We start from the raw sequence: 14,958 nt of genomic DNA on the forward strand, positions 1-14,958 counted from the left end.
ATGCACCAGTAAATCCGTAACACGGATTTTTGAAATAGTAATGCTGTATTCGTTAGTGGTATTGAATTATATCTATATAAACTCGGCATAATGAGATAGAGAAATCTCATTTGGATCCATATTCCCAGAGATACACATTTCGATACATTCCGGTCCTGTCGTCCAGTCAATTGGTTGCGGGCAATTTTGCGGTGCTAAGTATTGCTACCAGTCAGTTGGTAGCGGCTGAGCGATTGCTCTGGCCGCACATCGCTCACATCCGGGTTTTTAAATAATGACGGCAACTCTACTCGGGTAATGACCGACGACGCCGACACACAAAACACGGGCCGACGGATACAGTCCGTGGAGAACGCCTGTGAGATTATTGAAGCTGTTCAGGAGTCACATAGCGCGACGTTGCAGGAGTTGAGCGAGCGAATCGAACTCTCCCAGGGAACGCTTCACACGTATCTTGCGACGCTGACCGACTGCGGCTTTCTCTCGAAGGACGACGACACGTACCAGCTTGGCTTTCGGTTCGTCACGATGGGTGAACACGTCCGAAACGAGACGGAACTCTATACCGCCGGCCAAGAGGAAGTGGACAAGCTGGCGGACAAATCCGGCGAGTACGTCCATCTGGTCGTTGAGAACGACGGGCGCGAAGTCGCCATCTACGAGCGGCGAGGGGAGCATGCCGTCGGGATGGACTATCACCTCCAGCTGCGGGAAGCACCACAGCATCTCCACGACAGCGCGTCTGGGAAGGCGATCCTCTCGTGTCTCCCAGACGAGCGTGTCAAGAGAATTATCGACCGAGAAGGGCTCTCACGACAGACACAGCACACGATTACGGACCGAGAGACGCTCTGCGACGAGCTAGAGACCATCCGGGAGCGGGGATACGCGACGAACGACGAGGAAGAAATCCGCGGTCTCCGGGCAGTCGGTGCGCCGATACTGGACAACGATGGGACCGTCGTCGGCGCGGTCAGTGTGACTGCACCGACCAGCCGTCTGAAAGGAGCCCGCTTCGACACTGAGATCCCCGAGATGGTGATGGAAGCTGCGAACCTCATCGAAGTCAATCTCGAAATGACGTCGTTCGACCGCGGCACATAATCGCGGTGTCTGACACCTGTCGCTCTGTGTCGGCGACGACCGCTACCCAACAACGGCGTTCAGTCTCCGTGATTTGGATACCTCAAATCTCTGCTGTCCGACTGTGACTGCGGAACGGAGCGATTCTCCCGGTGACTGAACCACAATAACAGTCGTACCACCGTTAGGAAGACCCTTGGATGGGCGTCTCCAGCCCGACAGCAGGCCTACAGGCTGTCTCCGGCGTCTCACAGGGGAATCTAGGTGGTATGCTCATGGACGGGAGTCTGCCACCGCCGTGCTCTGTTTATTTTTGATTTGGTCAAAAAGTCTATCCACCCTCTCTTCGGTACGTAGATTAGATCACAGCACACACGCGTCGATATCTTCGCGGTCATGTCCACTTTTATCGGCTCAGTGTCGCTTTTTCTATTGAATATACCAAGTTCGATTTTGCGAAATCTTCCGCATAGACAGCGAGAGTTTGGCCCATAATCCCGCAAGCACTTCTCACGAGAGTCTTCGATTGGTTTTGCTATTTTCAAATAGTTTGCTCCGGAGACACTCCCAAATATTTATTAACAATACCGGTATTGATGCCGATACACTGTCTCACTCCAGCCATTGGATGCTGACAGTCAGGACGGAACCGGCAGCTGAACAACGCAGCGTACTCGCCCCGTTGGTCCCGAATCGAGTGGGCGTACGCACCGCCGAACCCACAAACACTCATGAGCACACAGACGGAGCCACCAGAGCAAGCGCCAGATGAGGACGAATCGCCAATCGCGACTGCCCGCCGCCAACTGGAGCGGGCGGCCGAACACCTCGACCTTTCCGAGGGGCTGCTTGAGCAGCTCCGCCATCCATCGAAAACCGTCGAGGTATCTGTCCCGATCCGCCGAGCCGACGGGAGTGTCGAGGTGTTTAACGGGTATCGCGTCCAGCATTTCGAGGTTAGAGGCCCGTACAAGGGCGGTATGCGATACCACCCGAGCGTCTCCGCAGAGGAGTGTACGGCGCTGGCGATGTTGATGACGTGGAAGTGTGCGGTGATGGACCTTCCCTTCGGCGGTGCGAAGGGCGGAATCGTCGTCGACCCGTCGACGCTCACTGCACAGGAAACCGAGCAACTGACCCGCCGGTTCGCTGAGGAACTACGCGAAGTCGTCGGGCCGACGAAAGACATCCCCGCACCTGACATGGGGACCGACGAGCAGACCGTCGCCTGGTTCATGGACGCGTATTCGATGCAGGAAGGCGAGACAGTCCCCGGCATTGTGACCGGCAAACCAACAGCGGTCGGCGGCACACACGGCCGTGAAGAGGCACCCGGCCGAAGCGTCGCCATCGTCGCCCGCGAAGCGCTCGACTACTATGACGGAAATGTCGACGGTGCCACCGTCGCTGTACAGGGCTTCGGTGCTGTCGGCGCGAACGCCGCACGTCTGCTCGATTCCTGGGGCGCATCCGTCGTCGCTGTCAGCGACGTCGACGGCGGTATCTACGATGAATCCGGCCTCGATGTCGAATCAATCTCCGCTGACGGCGACGAACACGGCCAGCTGGGGGACGTTGACGCACCGCGTCAGCTATCCAACGCCGAGTTGCTGGAACTCGATGTCGATGTCTTGATTCCCGCGGCGGTCGGAAACGTATTGACCAAACAAAACGCTGCGGACGTGCAGGCAAGCATTATCGTCGAAGGTGCGAACGGGCCGACAACGACAGCAGCCGACGCTGTGTTCAAAGAGCGCGACATCCCAGTTATCCCAGACATCCTCGCCAACGCCGGTGGCGTCACTGCGAGCTACTTCGAATGGCTCCAGCACATTAACCGGCGGAGCTGGTCCCGCGAGGAGGTCAACGAAGAACTCGAAGCCGAAATGCTCGATGCATGGGAGGCGCTCCAGACCGAAGTCGAGGACCGCGATGTCACGTGGCGAACGGCGGCCTACATCGTTGCGCTCTCGCGAATCGGTGACGCTATGAACGCCCGCGGGCTATGGCCGTAGCAACGGATGTCGCTTCAGTCTACTCACTCGCGAGACCACAGTCGTTCCGTGTCACCTGTCGCGGTGCTCGGTGTCCCCTTCGCGCTCGGCGCTGACCGGCGTGGCGTCGACATGGGACCGTCGGCGATTCGCTACGGCGGCCTCAGTACCGCGCTCGATACGGCCGGCATCGAATACACTGACGCCGGGGATCTAGCACTGCCGACGCTACAGTCGCAGTCAGCGACTCCCGACGACAGTGCGAAGTACCTCGATGCGATCGCCGAAATGACCGACACCCTTGCCGACCGGGTGGCGACCGAGATAGCCGACGGGAGCGTGCCGCTGGTGTTAGGTGGCGACCACTCTATCGCCATGGGCACTATGCGCGGTGCAGCCCAGACGTCTGAACTCGGCGTCATCTGGTTCGACGCGCACGGCGATTACAACACCCCGACTACGTCGCCCAGCGGCAACGTCCACGGCATGCCGCTCGCGGCCGCCCACGGCTACGGCGACTTCGCAGAGATGCCGTGGGCCACCGCCCCGAGCGTCGCCGAGGAGAACACCGTCATCGTCGGCGCGCGGAGCCTCGACGCTGACGAACGAGCGGTCCTCCGTGAGAGCGATATCTCCGTCTTTACGATGGCAGATATCGATAAACGGGGTATCGAGCCAGTCACCGACGAGGCACTCGACATCGCGACTGACGGCGTCGACGACATCCACGTCAGCCTCGACCTCGACTGGCTTGACCCGGAGGACGCACCGGGAGTCGGGACACCGGTACCCGGTGGCGTCACCTACCGGGAGGCGCATACGGCGATGGAACGGGTCGCCGACCGCGACGCCGCCGAGTCGGTGCTGCGCTCGCTCGATGTCGTCGAAGTCAATCCCATCCTCGACCAGCGCAACACGACGGGCGAACGAGCGGCCGAACTCGCCGCCAGCGCGTTCGGCAAGCGGATTCTGTAGCTCTTTTCGAACCGCGGCAGGTACCCGGTCGTGTGGCCGCACGCTGGCCCGGAACACAGTGATTTATTACCAATGATTGCTACTGTGATAACATGGACCGCAATACTGCAGAGCCGCGTGTCGATAGCCTTCCTGGCCCACAGAGCAGCGAGTGGGTCGAGTACCACCACGAGACCGCCGCGCCGAGCACGTACGTGTACGATTTCGTCTGGGACATCACCGAAGACGCAATCGGTCCGTTCTGCACAGACGCGGACGGCAACGTCCTGCTCGATTTCACCTGCCACGTCGCCGCGTCGCCGCTCGGCTACAATAACCCGAAAGTGCTCGACAGGGCCGACGAGTTTGACATGGTCGACCCGCTGAAAATCGCCGGTCAGGACTTCTACGTCAGTACCGGTGGGTCGCCCGACGAAACGTCGCTGCCGGGCCCTGCCCACTTGATGGATCGGCTGACCGATATTACCAGCCACTACGACTTCGACACCGTCTTCCTCTCGAACTCCGGCGCTGAGGCCGTCGAAAACGCAATGAAGATCTGTTACGATAACTGCGAGACGCCGAAGTACGGCATTACCTTCGACGGCGCGTTCCACGGACGGACCCTCGGAGCGCTTTCACTGAACCGTTCGAAGTCCGTCTACCGCCGGAAGTTCCCCGAACTCAGCGGGATTCACGACGTGGAGTACTCAGAGGCCGGCGTCGAGCGCCTCCGTTCGAAACTCGACGCAGATACCGGCCATATCCCGCCCGAAGAAGTCGCGTTCCTCATTCTGGAGCCGATACAGGGCGAAGGCGGCTACCGCGTCCCGAGCCCCGAGTTCCTCTCGGCCGTCGACGACCTCTGCCGGGAACACGACATTCCGATCATCGCCGACGAAATCCAGTCGGGAGCCGGCCGCACTGGCGAGATGTGGGCCGTCGACCACTACGACATCGAACCGGATGTCATCACGAGCGCCAAAGCGCTCCGGGTCGGCGCGACCATCTCCCGGTCGGACATCTTCCCGTCCGAAACGTCGCGGCTCTCCTCAACGTGGGGGGCTGGCGACATCCTCGGCTCGATGCGTGGCGCGCTGACCCTCGCCGCTATCGAGGACCACGACCTGCTGGACAACGCCGCCGAGAAAGGGACGTACTTCATGGACCGACTCCGCGATATCTCGGCAGACCGTCCGCTGGTCGAAGACGTTCGCGGCCTCGGCCTTATGACCGCGGTGGAATTTGATACGGCTGACCGACGCGATGCCGTGATGGAAACAGCGCTCCAGCACGGTCTCCTCACGCTCGGCTGTGGCCAGAAATCCCTCCGACTGCTCCCGCCGCTTGATGTCACCGAGCGCGAGCTGGAACTCTGTGTCGACATCCTCGATTCGGTCTTTACCGAGGTTGCAGACGCTGTCGCGTCGGCCTGACTCTCGCTACTTCTGCGGTAACCGAAATGTTAAAATATGATTGATTCGACTGTGGCACTATGCCACGAGAGGCACGCGTAGACAGACGGAGGTATCTGCAGGCAATCGGTGGCACTGTCGCGACCCTGTCAGTCGCCGGCTGTCAATCGGGCAGCGGTGACTCACAGACGCTCACTGCGGGAACGGCGCCGGGCTTTCCGCCGTTTGAGATGAAACAGGACGGCGAACTCGTCGGCTTCGACGTCGAGCTACTGGAAGCCGTTGTCGCGGCGACGGAGTACGAGCTGAGCGGCTGGGAGGAACTGGAGTTCAAATCACTTATTCCCGCGTTGAACAACGGCAACGTCGACGTCGTCGCGGCTGGCATGACGATAAACGATGACCGCGACGAGGCAATCGACTTCTCTGACCCATACTACAGCTCGAATCAGGCCATCATCGTCCGGGAGAGCGGGTCGTTCTCGCCGTCGTCGCTGGCTGACCTCTCCGGGGCGACGGTCGGGGCACAGAAAGGGACGACCGGTGAATCCGTGATCAAAGACCAGCTCATCGAAGCCGGGACGATTCAGGCGTCTCAGTACAACGCGTACGGCAACTACGTGCTCGCCGTCGAGGACCTGCTGAACGAAAACGTCGATGTCATCATCATCGACGTCCCCGTGGCGAACTCGTTCGTGGCAGATCGCCCCATCAAGTCTGCGTTCGTCCACGAGACTGGCGAGCAGTTCGGCTTCGGGATTCAGTCCGGTGACGACGAACTCGCGGGCGCGCTCAACAGCGGGCTGACCACAGTTGAGGACGACGGGACGTACCGGGACCTGACCGAGAAGTGGTTCGGACAGAAGTGAGGCCATGGCAGCAATCCTACTCCAGACCGCTGACTGGCTGTTCGTCATCGACAATCTGGGCCTGTTGCTCGGCGGGACAGCTGTCACCATCGCGCTCACTGTCGCCAGTATTCTCCTTGGATTCGCCATCGGGTTCCCGGCCGGTGCGATAGAGGTGTACGGCTCGGAAAGGGCCAGTCGGCTGGTCGAACAGGTCGGGGTTGTCCTTCGCGGCACCCCGCTGTTGGTCATCATTATGATCCTGTACTTCGGCCTGTCCGTTTCCAGCAGCGCATTTGTCACGGCGACTATCGCGCTCGGACTCCGGAGTGCCGCTTACCAGTCACAGATTTTCCGCGGTGCGCTCCAGAGCGTCGACGACGGGCAACTGGAAGCGGCCCGCGCCGTCGCTATGTCCCGGTTCGAAGCGATCCGGTACGTCGTCGTCCCGCAGGCGCTCCGCCGGAGTGTGCCGGGATTCCAGAACGAGTTCACTATCGTCCTCAAGGACACGAGCATCGCCATCGTCATCGGCATCGGCGAACTGCTGACGACGGGTCAGAACCTCTACGAAGGCGGACAGTCGACCGCGGCGCTGGAGATATTCCTCGCCGTCAGCCTCGTTTATTTCGTGCTGACGTTCGCGACGAACCGGTCGCTCGATAGACTCAGTGACTACTACGCAGTACCGGAGGGAACGACATGACACAGCCATTACTCTCAATCGACGACCTGCACAAGTCCTACGGGAGCGAAGAAGTACTGGAAGGCGTTGGCCTCGATATGGATCAGGGAGACGTGACGGTTCTCATCGGCCCGAGCGGCTCAGGGAAGTCAACGCTGCTCCGGTGTGTGAACCGCCTGACCGAGATCAACAGTGGTCAAATTGTTCTCGATGGGCGGGACGTGACCGGGGCCGACACCGATGTCAACGAACTGCGAAAGCAAGTCGGCATGGTGTTTCAGGATTTCAACCTCTTTGCGCACCTGACGGCGCTCGAAAACGTCACGCTCGGCCCGAAAAAAGTGCTCGGCATGGACGCTGCTGACGCCGAGGCGGCCGGACGGGACCACCTCGAACAGGTCGGATTACTGGAACAGGCGGACTCGTACCCCGCTGAACTCTCCGGCGGACAGAAACAGCGCGTCGGCATCGCACGCGCACTCGCAATGGACCCAGAGCTGCTGCTGTTCGACGAGCCGACCAGCGCACTCGACCCCGAACTCGTCGGCGAAGTCGTCGAGGTAATGCGTGACCTCGCCGCCGAGGGCATCACCATGCTCGTCGTCAGCCACGAGATGGACTTCGCCCGGTCGGCCGCATCTGACATCGTGTTCCTCGACGACGGTGAAATCGTCGAACACGGCCCGCCGGAGCAACTGTTCCGGAACCCCACAGCGGACCGAACCGAACAGTTCCTGAGCAGATTGCACGCACACGAGGCGACGCCATGAGCACGGCCGAATCGACGACATCACCGAACCCGGGACTCCGTGACCGCGTCGGCACAGTGTTCACTATCCGCCCACTTACCGTGGGTCTAGCGCTGTTCTGGGTCTGGGTTCTCGCTCGCTGGACCACCGATTTCGTCCTCGCAGGGCTACTCGGGCTCGACCGCGGCACACCGTTCATCCCGGCAGCTCCGTTTCTGACAACAGCGGACACTATCAGCTCGCTCGCCGCGTCACTCGGTGCGGCCGGAGCGCCACTCGCGTGGGTCGCTGACACGCTCCGGTTCGCCGCCGACGCGACGGCGTACCTGCCGGCGCTGGCCCAGGGCATCTGGACGACGGTTCTACTCACGGTCTTCAGCGTCTGTCTCGGATTCACGCTGGCGCTTCCGCTTAGCGTCGTTCGCGTGTACGGTGGACGGTGGGCTCGCTGGCTCGCGCTGTCGTACACTGAACTCATCCGCGGGACGCCGCTGCTCGCCCAGTTGTTCGTGCTTTACTTCGCGACCTCACTCACGCAGGTTCTCAGAGGTGTCCCGGGGGTTGGTGTCGGCTTCGTTCCGGCGCAGGCGTTCTGGGTGGCCGTGATCAGTTTCACGCTGAACAGCGCTGCCTACCAGTCCGAATACCTGCGTGCGTCGCTGGAATCAGTCGACGGCGGTCAGTTGACTGCCGCACGCGCCATCGGACTCTCAAAGCTCGAGGGAATACGGTACGTCGTTGTTCCCCAGGGCCTTCGGCTCGCGCTGCCCAGTTGGACGAACGAACTCGTGTATCTCATTAAGTACTCCTCACTGGCGAGTTTCATCACTGTACAGGAGCTGTACGGCAGAACAAGTACTATCGCGAACGAAACGTACCAGTATACGGAACTCTTCGTGCTGGTGGCGATACTGTACTTGGCCCTTGTCGTGTCGGCATCGGCATTGATGGACCGCGTCGAATCGCACACTGCAACCGCCGGTGTCGGACACACGAGATAATGATTACCCTCTTGGGGCCTCCGATCAACTATTATAACACATCCTATGAGTCACGCTGATAGCGCCGGAGCACGGCTCACACTCGACCTGTGGCACCCGAACTGCTGGGCTATCGAGGCGACCGACCGCACGGACGGCGGCATTCTGGCGCACACGGTCCAACAGACCGTTCAGTCGTCGACAGTATCGGTCAACGGTGTGTTTACAGTGTATGGAGCTACGAAGTCGGCTGTCGAAGACTGCCTCGACGCAGTCCGTGCCTCACCCCACGCCGGAGAGATACAGGAACTCCAAGCACGGATCGGACACAAGCGCGATGCACCCGGCACCGTCGTCAGACAGTTTCTGCTAGAGTACGATCCAGACGAACTAGTCTGCCCGACGCTCCTTGAACACGGGTTCGTCCACAGTGCGCCTGTTCGTATCGAAGACGGTCGCGAACGCTGGCAAGTGAGTTTCACCGGCGAGCGGCCCGAAATTCAGTCAGCACTCGATGCCGTCGAAGCTGACGCCGACGCTGACGTGTCGGTCGAATCCATTGTCACGCCTGACAGCGATTCTGACCGGTCGGTGGGTAGGCTACGAACTGACTCGCTGACGCCGGCGCAGCGACGAGCCTTCGAAGCGGCCCGCGAAGCGGGCTACTATCAGTGGCCGCGCGGGATCTCGGTTCGCGAACTCGCCGCACAGATGGATATCTCGAAGACGACGCTCCTCGAGCACCTCCGAACTGCCGAGTCGAAACTTCTGGATCCCGAGTAGCCCTATCAGTGGCGCTTTCTTCGGATGGATTTTCCTGAGACGGCTGTAGTCATGGCACCTGCAGTTTCTTGCGGGGCAGCTCGTACGAGCCCGTGATAGCCTGGCTCGCTTGAGACAACTGAAATCGTCCGCTGAGCCAGTGCAGTTGCCAGGCAGTATCTGCTTAATTCGATATAGCGGTATGTGATTTACAAGTCCAGCACCCACCATCTTGGCTACGGCTAAAGCATGATAGAAATAACAAATCAGTCACAGCAGCGAGTAGATTTCAGCCTCGTACACATCCCTGACCCGAGTCCCCCATTCGTGGGTGTACGTGTCGATGACATCCTGTGCCACGTCGCCTCTGAGGTACTTGACGACACCGCGGTCGCCAGTCCGATCCCGGAGATGTGTCGTGAAGAAGTGTCGAAAGTAGTGCGGTGTCACGTTTTCTTCGGCCCCCCCACCGTCCGTGTACCACCCGAACTCGCGAGCGTGGGATTCGACGATGTGGTGTACCATGTTCGGCGTGAGTCGCTCTCCCCAGCTGTCGCTTGTGGACACAAACAGCGGCGCTGCGGGGGACTGCGTGTCCGGTCGAATCGCGAGCCAGCGTCGCAACACTGCGCCTAGCTCTGCGTCGACTGGAATCGTTGTCTCGCGCTTGCGCTTGTTGGATGCGGTCCGCTCTTCGCCGTTACTAGCCTCACCACGAGTCGGGTCTGCCGCGATGAACAATGAGTCCGGACGCCCATCAAGCCCCGGTCGGACCGGAATATCTGGTCTGGGGCCGGGGGTGTCGAGGTTGAGGTCCCGGATGTCGAGGTTACACAGTTCGCCGGCCCGCATTCCCGTTTTCAACAGTGTCACTGTGATAGCTCGCTCAAGTGGGTGTGAAATGCTATCAACGAACGCACGCATCGATTGGAGGTCTACCTCCCGACGGGTCGGGTCGGTGTTGATCGATTCGTCCATCTCCTCCATGACTAACGTCATCGGGTTCGAATCGAAGACGCCGACCTGAGTCATGTACGCAAAAAACCGGTGCAGATAGGATGCATACGTTGCGACAGTGCTTTCCTCGGCATCTCCACGGATACTGTGGACGTATGCCATACAGTCGCGGTGGGAAGCCTCCTGAACAGGAAGGGGCTGGCTGCTATCCGACAGATAGGACTCGAAGTCTCGCAGGACGCGCTCATAGGAGGCACGAGTCCGGTCGCTCTTTCCGTGGTACCTGATGTCATCGAGGAAATAGCCGATCGGGTCCGATTCGGCGTCTGGTGTGGCTGTATCCGTGCTCATTCGTCTCGAACGTACCCTCCATGTCGCCCGCTGTACTGCACTTCGTTGTTGGACTGCAGTTCCTGCAGCGTGTCTTCGAGTCGTTCCTCGATATCGTCGGTCAACTCGGCGAGCAGGTCATCCCACTCGTAATACTCCCCGTCAGCCAGGATGTCTCGCACCCGGTCTTTCAGCCCGTCACCCCCGGGGGTAGCGCCCGGAGAACGGGGCTTCTCGCTATCGCTCTCTATGGCGTCCGATTCAGCCGTCTCGGACACTGCTGGCTCGAAACCGCTTCGGCCTGCCTGTACCATCGTCCGGACGAACTCGCTTTGACTCATATCCAACTCCTCGGCGTGGGCCTGCCACTGTTCCTTCTGATAGGCCGGAATGTACGTTCGAACCGTCGTTCGCTCACTGTCACTGGACACAGTTTCCCCTCGGACGCCGGGAACTTCAATGTAGTCCCACATTCAGAGATAAAAGCCTTTATTTGGGTATATGATACCCTATTTCGCCGCATATGTGGCAGATATTCTATAATTTTGCGGAAATATAAGCATACACTCACAAATATAATAAATGCCAGAAAGCTGGCCCCATTTGTTGGTTCGCCCAGACGGGGGTTGATCTGGCACGCCGTGAAGTGTCGATACGGTACTCCGAATGACCTGGCTGCCCTGCGCGGTTGCTTCTTTGGCCGTCTCACGCACAAACATCCGCGGCCCCAATGACACATGTGCTGCCGCTGTTGGCATCCTACGGTGAAACAGTTCGGTCCTCTCCGTAGACACCCCAACCGGTCACTGAGCTCTTGGCAGACTATTCTAGTATGCTGGGCGACACCATCTCTCGCACTACTCTCTGAGACGCTGCGATTCCAACAGTCGTGGTCGTCCTATCCAAAGCTATGCATCTATTTGCATGTTTTACTGGCGTTTCAGACTCGTTTCCGACACTGTGCGGCTGGCGGAATCGCACTGCAGACGGTCCTGCTACGGTGTTGTCCGGCCTGTCCCGCCACACGCAGAGAGTCTTAGTCGGCCACGCTCCGACTTGCCATCAACATCCACTGTCCACACCATCTCCGTATAGCAATTCCAGCAGGCACGACGTACTGCTTTTCCTCGTGACTGCGCGGTTCCCGGGATCGCTTCCAGCACAGTCGCTAGAAACGCTTACGACTGTCTCGATCCTCCCGGAAATCGTCCGGAAAACTCCACCTTCAGCGGTTCCGGAAGGCTTCGTTTCTCAGATAGTCGCTGTATTTTCGCGTCATTTCATTGCGTCACTGACCATCTCATGACTTTTGTACAGACCTATTTGCCTGTCGTGATGGTGTAGCTGCCTTGCCACTCCCTGGGCGGCCGTGTCGTCGGGCAGTTGCGTGTCCTCCGCCAGAAGCAGTCATCAGTAAGCTCGGAAGAGGCACCCGGTGTTTCGTACCACAACCCAACGACTCTATCCCGTGTTGTCGAGCTACTTCGGGTTAGCAGCGATGTAGAACTGGAAACATCCTGTGGTTGTCTGCTCACAGTGAACTTCCGATCAGCATCTCAGGCCCTCGGGACTGCCAATCTCTTTTATCGCTCTACGATATGCTGCGAATGCTGCCCTTGCGTACACGCCCGTTGCCCTCGTTGCAACGGAAATCCGGTAGGTGTTCTGCAACCGATGTCCTCCGTCTGGAAGACTTTCTTCGTCTTCAAGTATTCGTGCCACGTGTCGCTGTTCCGTGTCACCTATTGAGTAGCAGGCCATCGAAAAAACATCGCACTGTCTTGGGGCGGTCTGTACGACTCTGTCCGCTCCTGTATAGTACCACCAAGCGTCCGATCGCTGGGACGCAACATCGAGCTATAGAGTACCGAACCGAAACCCTCCTGCATTAGCGTGTCGAGACTGAAACTAGCGATATGCGTTCCCGACGACACGCGTCCGCTCAGGTGGGTGAGTCCGGTGGCTAACGACGCACTTGTTCTTTTGTTCATGATTGCGATCGTTCTGGTAGTCATGATTGTGACCCTTATTGGTGGGTTCTATCTGGTTAAGTATCTCGTCGAGCGCACGTTCAATTCGTAAGCGTGGCTCACCAAAGCGCTCTAACTAGCTGACACTTTAATTACTATCGGTAATTCCGATGGCCGCCCCAGTGATGTACTCGGAACAAGTAAACTGCATATGACTATATGAATTAAGGGACAATCAGTCCTGCACAGGTTCGGAACGTGGAACCTACAAACCGAGATATTTCTAATATTTATTATAGGGAGTTAATACCTCATGAGTTATTGAAGCGCCCCAAGGCTGTAGATCAGCAAACAAACAGCGTCAACTAATGCCAGTTTCTTAAATAATATGCCCTGTGAAATCCTCGTTGGGTAACACACTCCTGTCCCGTTCCAGTCAATACAATGATTGTAACTCAAAGGCCACAAATGTCACAGGTTGGCCGAGACCCACTTCGGGGTTGAAACTAAAGGCGTCAAAAGGATACACTACCGATTGTCAGCCGTTGGGTCGGCTTCCTCATTCACCAAGCGATACACTCCGAGCACTAATAGGACTATCCCAGCGAGCCCAGCCCCGTAGCCGAGTGCATCCACGAGGCCACAGAGTTTGCATCTTGAGGCGGTGATTATACTGTATACCGTCCCGTTTTTTTCCACAAGGGCAGTGGCCGATGTGTCTCCAGTTGGATACTCGAAATCTGGCGGTGACTGATACACCCGAATAAATTCATCAGCACGAAGTCCTTGGTCAAACAACTCTTGGCCCCCCTCTGAAAGGTCACTGTACCTGAGCACCTCATCATCGGGAGAGACAACCGATTCATCCACCTCCGTGACGAGAACTTGGGTTCCCGTATCGGGGGCAACAAAAAGGAGTAGGCCAGATATGACGAGTGCTGCTACTCCAATTATAATGAGAGCCCGGCCGCTGAATCGAAATCCTGCTGGTGATCCCATTTTGTAGCCTGTCTGGAATGAATAAAGTATGTTTTCTAGATTCCTAATACGTCAGCTGAGGTAGCAAGCGCATCTTCCGTGCAAGAACTTATATCGGTTATGGCACCGTTGGCCTCCTGTTCGGGATTACCCGAGCGGTTGTCGCAAGGTGGTGGGTTCCCCGATGCGATAGCGGTTGCATACCAGATTTGTGCTGGTGATGCGTTATTGTGTGAAGTGATTTCACCAAGAGAGTGGTCCTTGGAATGAGCTTGGGAACAACCGCTGACGGTGTATCAATATTATCCACCAGAGGCGAGTGGAGGGCATTGTGGATGACAGTGAGCTCAAATTTATCATTTCGACCCACTAGACGCGACCGCGTAAGTTCCGGGTTCATCCGAAATCGGTAGTAACACGTCCGGTATTTCGACCTTTTTTTACGATCATTCTTCTGTAAATCGTAGTTCTCTGTATCGATTGTGCTGGCGAGCAATTGTTTCTGCAGCTAGTAGCTCGAATCCCGGCTTCTCTCCCTGTTTGTCTGTTATTACCCCTACCCTCAGAATCTGTGAGTCCGTATTCGGATTGGAGATCCGCCCCCCAGTAGAAGGCATCTGGTGTAGCATGTCGGCAGCGATCTGAACGGACCGAGCCGGGATAGTTCATCCTCGTGGCGAGGATATCTCTTCTCACGAGCCACTCGAATTCAGCGTTAGGCTCCCGTGAAAACGATGGCTGTCAACCGAAACCAGCGATGTATGGTCGACCGACCCGGACTTCCGCTAGAACACCTGTCAGTCTCGGTTTCTTCCGGTCGCTACGCCCAGAACCGTCGTCTCAGCGTCGAAATACGCCGGCGCGTCGGTTTCGATTTCGAATTCAAGAACGGTTTCGAGATCGCCAGAGTCTTCGGCGAATTGCTCTGCAAGATCTGTATATCCCTCAGCGAGTGTCCGGTATTCCTCTATTGTTGCCTGTTTCGATTGCGCTCGCTCCTGCTTAGCCTCGATTTCGCCGATAGTAGCTTCCGTATCACTGTCGGGGCGCTCGGAACTCTCGGTCAATGTCGCGCGAGCGTTGGCAGTGTCCTGTTCGATTTCTTCGAGCAAATCGGAGAGCACCGCGCTCTGTCGATCTATGTGACCCGCAAGAATCGCAGCCTGTGTTCGACAGTACTCGGCGAGTTCAGCCCGTGAAATATCGCCTACGTCGTCGCTCATTGAATGCGGTACGTCGCCAGCGCGAAAGTC

The 14,958-nt window shown here is 58.1% G+C and carries 13 protein-coding genes; 9 read left to right on the forward strand and 4 right to left on the reverse strand.

Going from position 1 to position 14,958, the window contains the following annotated elements; all coding sequences use genetic code 11:
* Positions 1-297: 297 nt before the first annotated feature.
* From BVU17_06035 to BVU17_06075, 9 genes are all read left to right on the forward strand, one after another.
* Positions 298-1,104, forward strand: coding sequence for a transcriptional regulator (locus BVU17_06035; protein ID AUG47107.1), 807 nt, complete (start codon positions 298-300; stop codon positions 1,102-1,104).
* A gap of 710 nt (positions 1,105-1,814) precedes the next feature.
* Positions 1,815-3,098: an amino acid dehydrogenase gene (locus BVU17_06040; protein ID AUG47108.1), complete on the forward strand. Its 1,284-nt coding sequence runs from the start codon at positions 1,815-1,817 to the stop codon at positions 3,096-3,098.
* Between the two features lie 6 nt (positions 3,099-3,104).
* Complete coding sequence (locus tag BVU17_06045) at positions 3,105-4,052, forward strand: arginase (protein AUG47109.1); 948 nt, start codon at positions 3,105-3,107, stop codon at positions 4,050-4,052.
* 92 nt (positions 4,053-4,144) lie between these two features.
* Complete coding sequence (locus tag BVU17_06050) at positions 4,145-5,467, forward strand: aspartate aminotransferase family protein (GenBank protein AUG47110.1); 1,323 nt, start codon at positions 4,145-4,147, stop codon at positions 5,465-5,467.
* A 59-nt stretch (positions 5,468-5,526) separates the two neighbouring features.
* Positions 5,527-6,315 carry a basic amino acid ABC transporter substrate-binding protein gene (locus tag BVU17_06055; GenBank protein ID AUG47111.1) on the forward strand — a complete coding sequence of 263 codons (789 nt, stop codon included), beginning with the start codon at positions 5,527-5,529 and terminating at the stop codon, positions 6,313-6,315.
* 4 nt (positions 6,316-6,319) lie between these two features.
* Positions 6,320-7,000, forward strand: coding sequence for a glutamine ABC transporter substrate-binding protein (locus tag BVU17_06060; protein ID AUG47112.1), 681 nt, complete (start codon positions 6,320-6,322; stop codon positions 6,998-7,000).
* Positions 6,997-7,749: a glutamine ABC transporter ATP-binding protein gene (gene glnQ / locus BVU17_06065; GenBank protein ID AUG47113.1), complete on the forward strand. Its 753-nt coding sequence runs from the start codon at positions 6,997-6,999 to the stop codon at positions 7,747-7,749. Before BVU17_06060 ends, glnQ begins: the two co-directional genes overlap by 4 nt.
* Positions 7,746-8,729, forward strand: coding sequence for an amino acid ABC transporter permease (locus BVU17_06070; protein ID AUG47114.1), 984 nt, complete (start codon positions 7,746-7,748; stop codon positions 8,727-8,729). The genes glnQ and BVU17_06070 overlap by 4 nt, the downstream gene beginning before the upstream one ends.
* A 45-nt stretch (positions 8,730-8,774) precedes the next feature.
* Entirely contained in the window at positions 8,775-9,491 is a 717-nt protein-coding gene (locus BVU17_06075) for a transcriptional regulator (protein ID AUG47115.1), read from the forward strand.
* Positions 9,492-9,740: 249 nt separating this feature from the next.
* Here the strand turns inward: BVU17_06075 and BVU17_06080 are convergent, their stop codons facing one another.
* The 4 genes from BVU17_06080 to BVU17_06095 form a co-directional block, all read right to left on the reverse strand.
* Positions 9,741-10,778, reverse strand: a complete 1,038-nt coding sequence (locus BVU17_06080) for an integrase (GenBank protein AUG47116.1) — start codon at positions 10,776-10,778, stop codon at positions 9,741-9,743.
* Positions 10,775-11,230 carry a hypothetical protein gene (locus BVU17_06085; protein AUG47117.1) on the reverse strand — a complete coding sequence of 152 codons (456 nt, stop codon included), beginning with the start codon at positions 11,228-11,230 and terminating at the stop codon, positions 10,775-10,777. Before BVU17_06085 ends, BVU17_06080 begins: the two co-directional genes overlap by 4 nt.
* Before the next feature lie 2,025 nt (positions 11,231-13,255).
* The gene (locus BVU17_06090) at positions 13,256-13,726 is read right to left on the reverse strand and encodes a hypothetical protein (protein AUG47118.1); all 471 of its coding nucleotides are present in this window, start codon (positions 13,724-13,726) and stop codon (positions 13,256-13,258) included.
* Between the two features lie 776 nt (positions 13,727-14,502).
* Positions 14,503-14,928 carry a hypothetical protein gene (locus tag BVU17_06095; GenBank protein AUG47119.1) on the reverse strand — a complete coding sequence of 142 codons (426 nt, stop codon included), beginning with the start codon at positions 14,926-14,928 and terminating at the stop codon, positions 14,503-14,505.
* Between the last annotated feature and the right edge of the window lie 30 nt (positions 14,929-14,958).

The organism is Haloarcula taiwanensis, assembly GCA_002844335.1.
GTDB classification, from domain to species: Archaea; Halobacteriota; Halobacteria; order Halobacteriales; family Haloarculaceae; genus Haloarcula; species Haloarcula taiwanensis.

Coding starts and splice junctions, on each gene's coding strand:
- BVU17_06070 (AUG47114.1), top strand. CDS start 7,746: ATGAGCACGGCCGAATCGACGACATCACCGAACCCGGGACTCCGTGAC.
- BVU17_06060 (AUG47112.1), top strand. CDS start 6,320: ATGGCAGCAATCCTACTCCAGACCGCTGACTGGCTGTTCGTCATCGAC.
- BVU17_06040 (AUG47108.1), top strand. CDS start 1,815: ATGAGCACACAGACGGAGCCACCAGAGCAAGCGCCAGATGAGGACGAA.
- glnQ (AUG47113.1), top strand. CDS start 6,997: ATGACACAGCCATTACTCTCAATCGACGACCTGCACAAGTCCTACGGG.
- BVU17_06095 (AUG47119.1), bottom strand. CDS start 14,928: ATGAGCGACGACGTAGGCGATATTTCACGGGCTGAACTCGCCGAGTAC.
- BVU17_06085 (AUG47117.1), bottom strand. CDS start 11,230: ATGTGGGACTACATTGAAGTTCCCGGCGTCCGAGGGGAAACTGTGTCC.
- BVU17_06035 (AUG47107.1), top strand. CDS start 298: ATGACCGACGACGCCGACACACAAAACACGGGCCGACGGATACAGTCC.
- BVU17_06050 (AUG47110.1), top strand. CDS start 4,145: ATGGACCGCAATACTGCAGAGCCGCGTGTCGATAGCCTTCCTGGCCCA.
- BVU17_06080 (AUG47116.1), bottom strand. CDS start 10,778: ATGAGCACGGATACAGCCACACCAGACGCCGAATCGGACCCGATCGGC.
- BVU17_06045 (AUG47109.1), top strand. CDS start 3,105: ATGTCGCTTCAGTCTACTCACTCGCGAGACCACAGTCGTTCCGTGTCA.
- BVU17_06055 (AUG47111.1), top strand. CDS start 5,527: ATGCCACGAGAGGCACGCGTAGACAGACGGAGGTATCTGCAGGCAATC.
- BVU17_06090 (AUG47118.1), bottom strand. CDS start 13,726: ATGGGATCACCAGCAGGATTTCGATTCAGCGGCCGGGCTCTCATTATA.
- BVU17_06075 (AUG47115.1), top strand. CDS start 8,775: ATGAGTCACGCTGATAGCGCCGGAGCACGGCTCACACTCGACCTGTGG.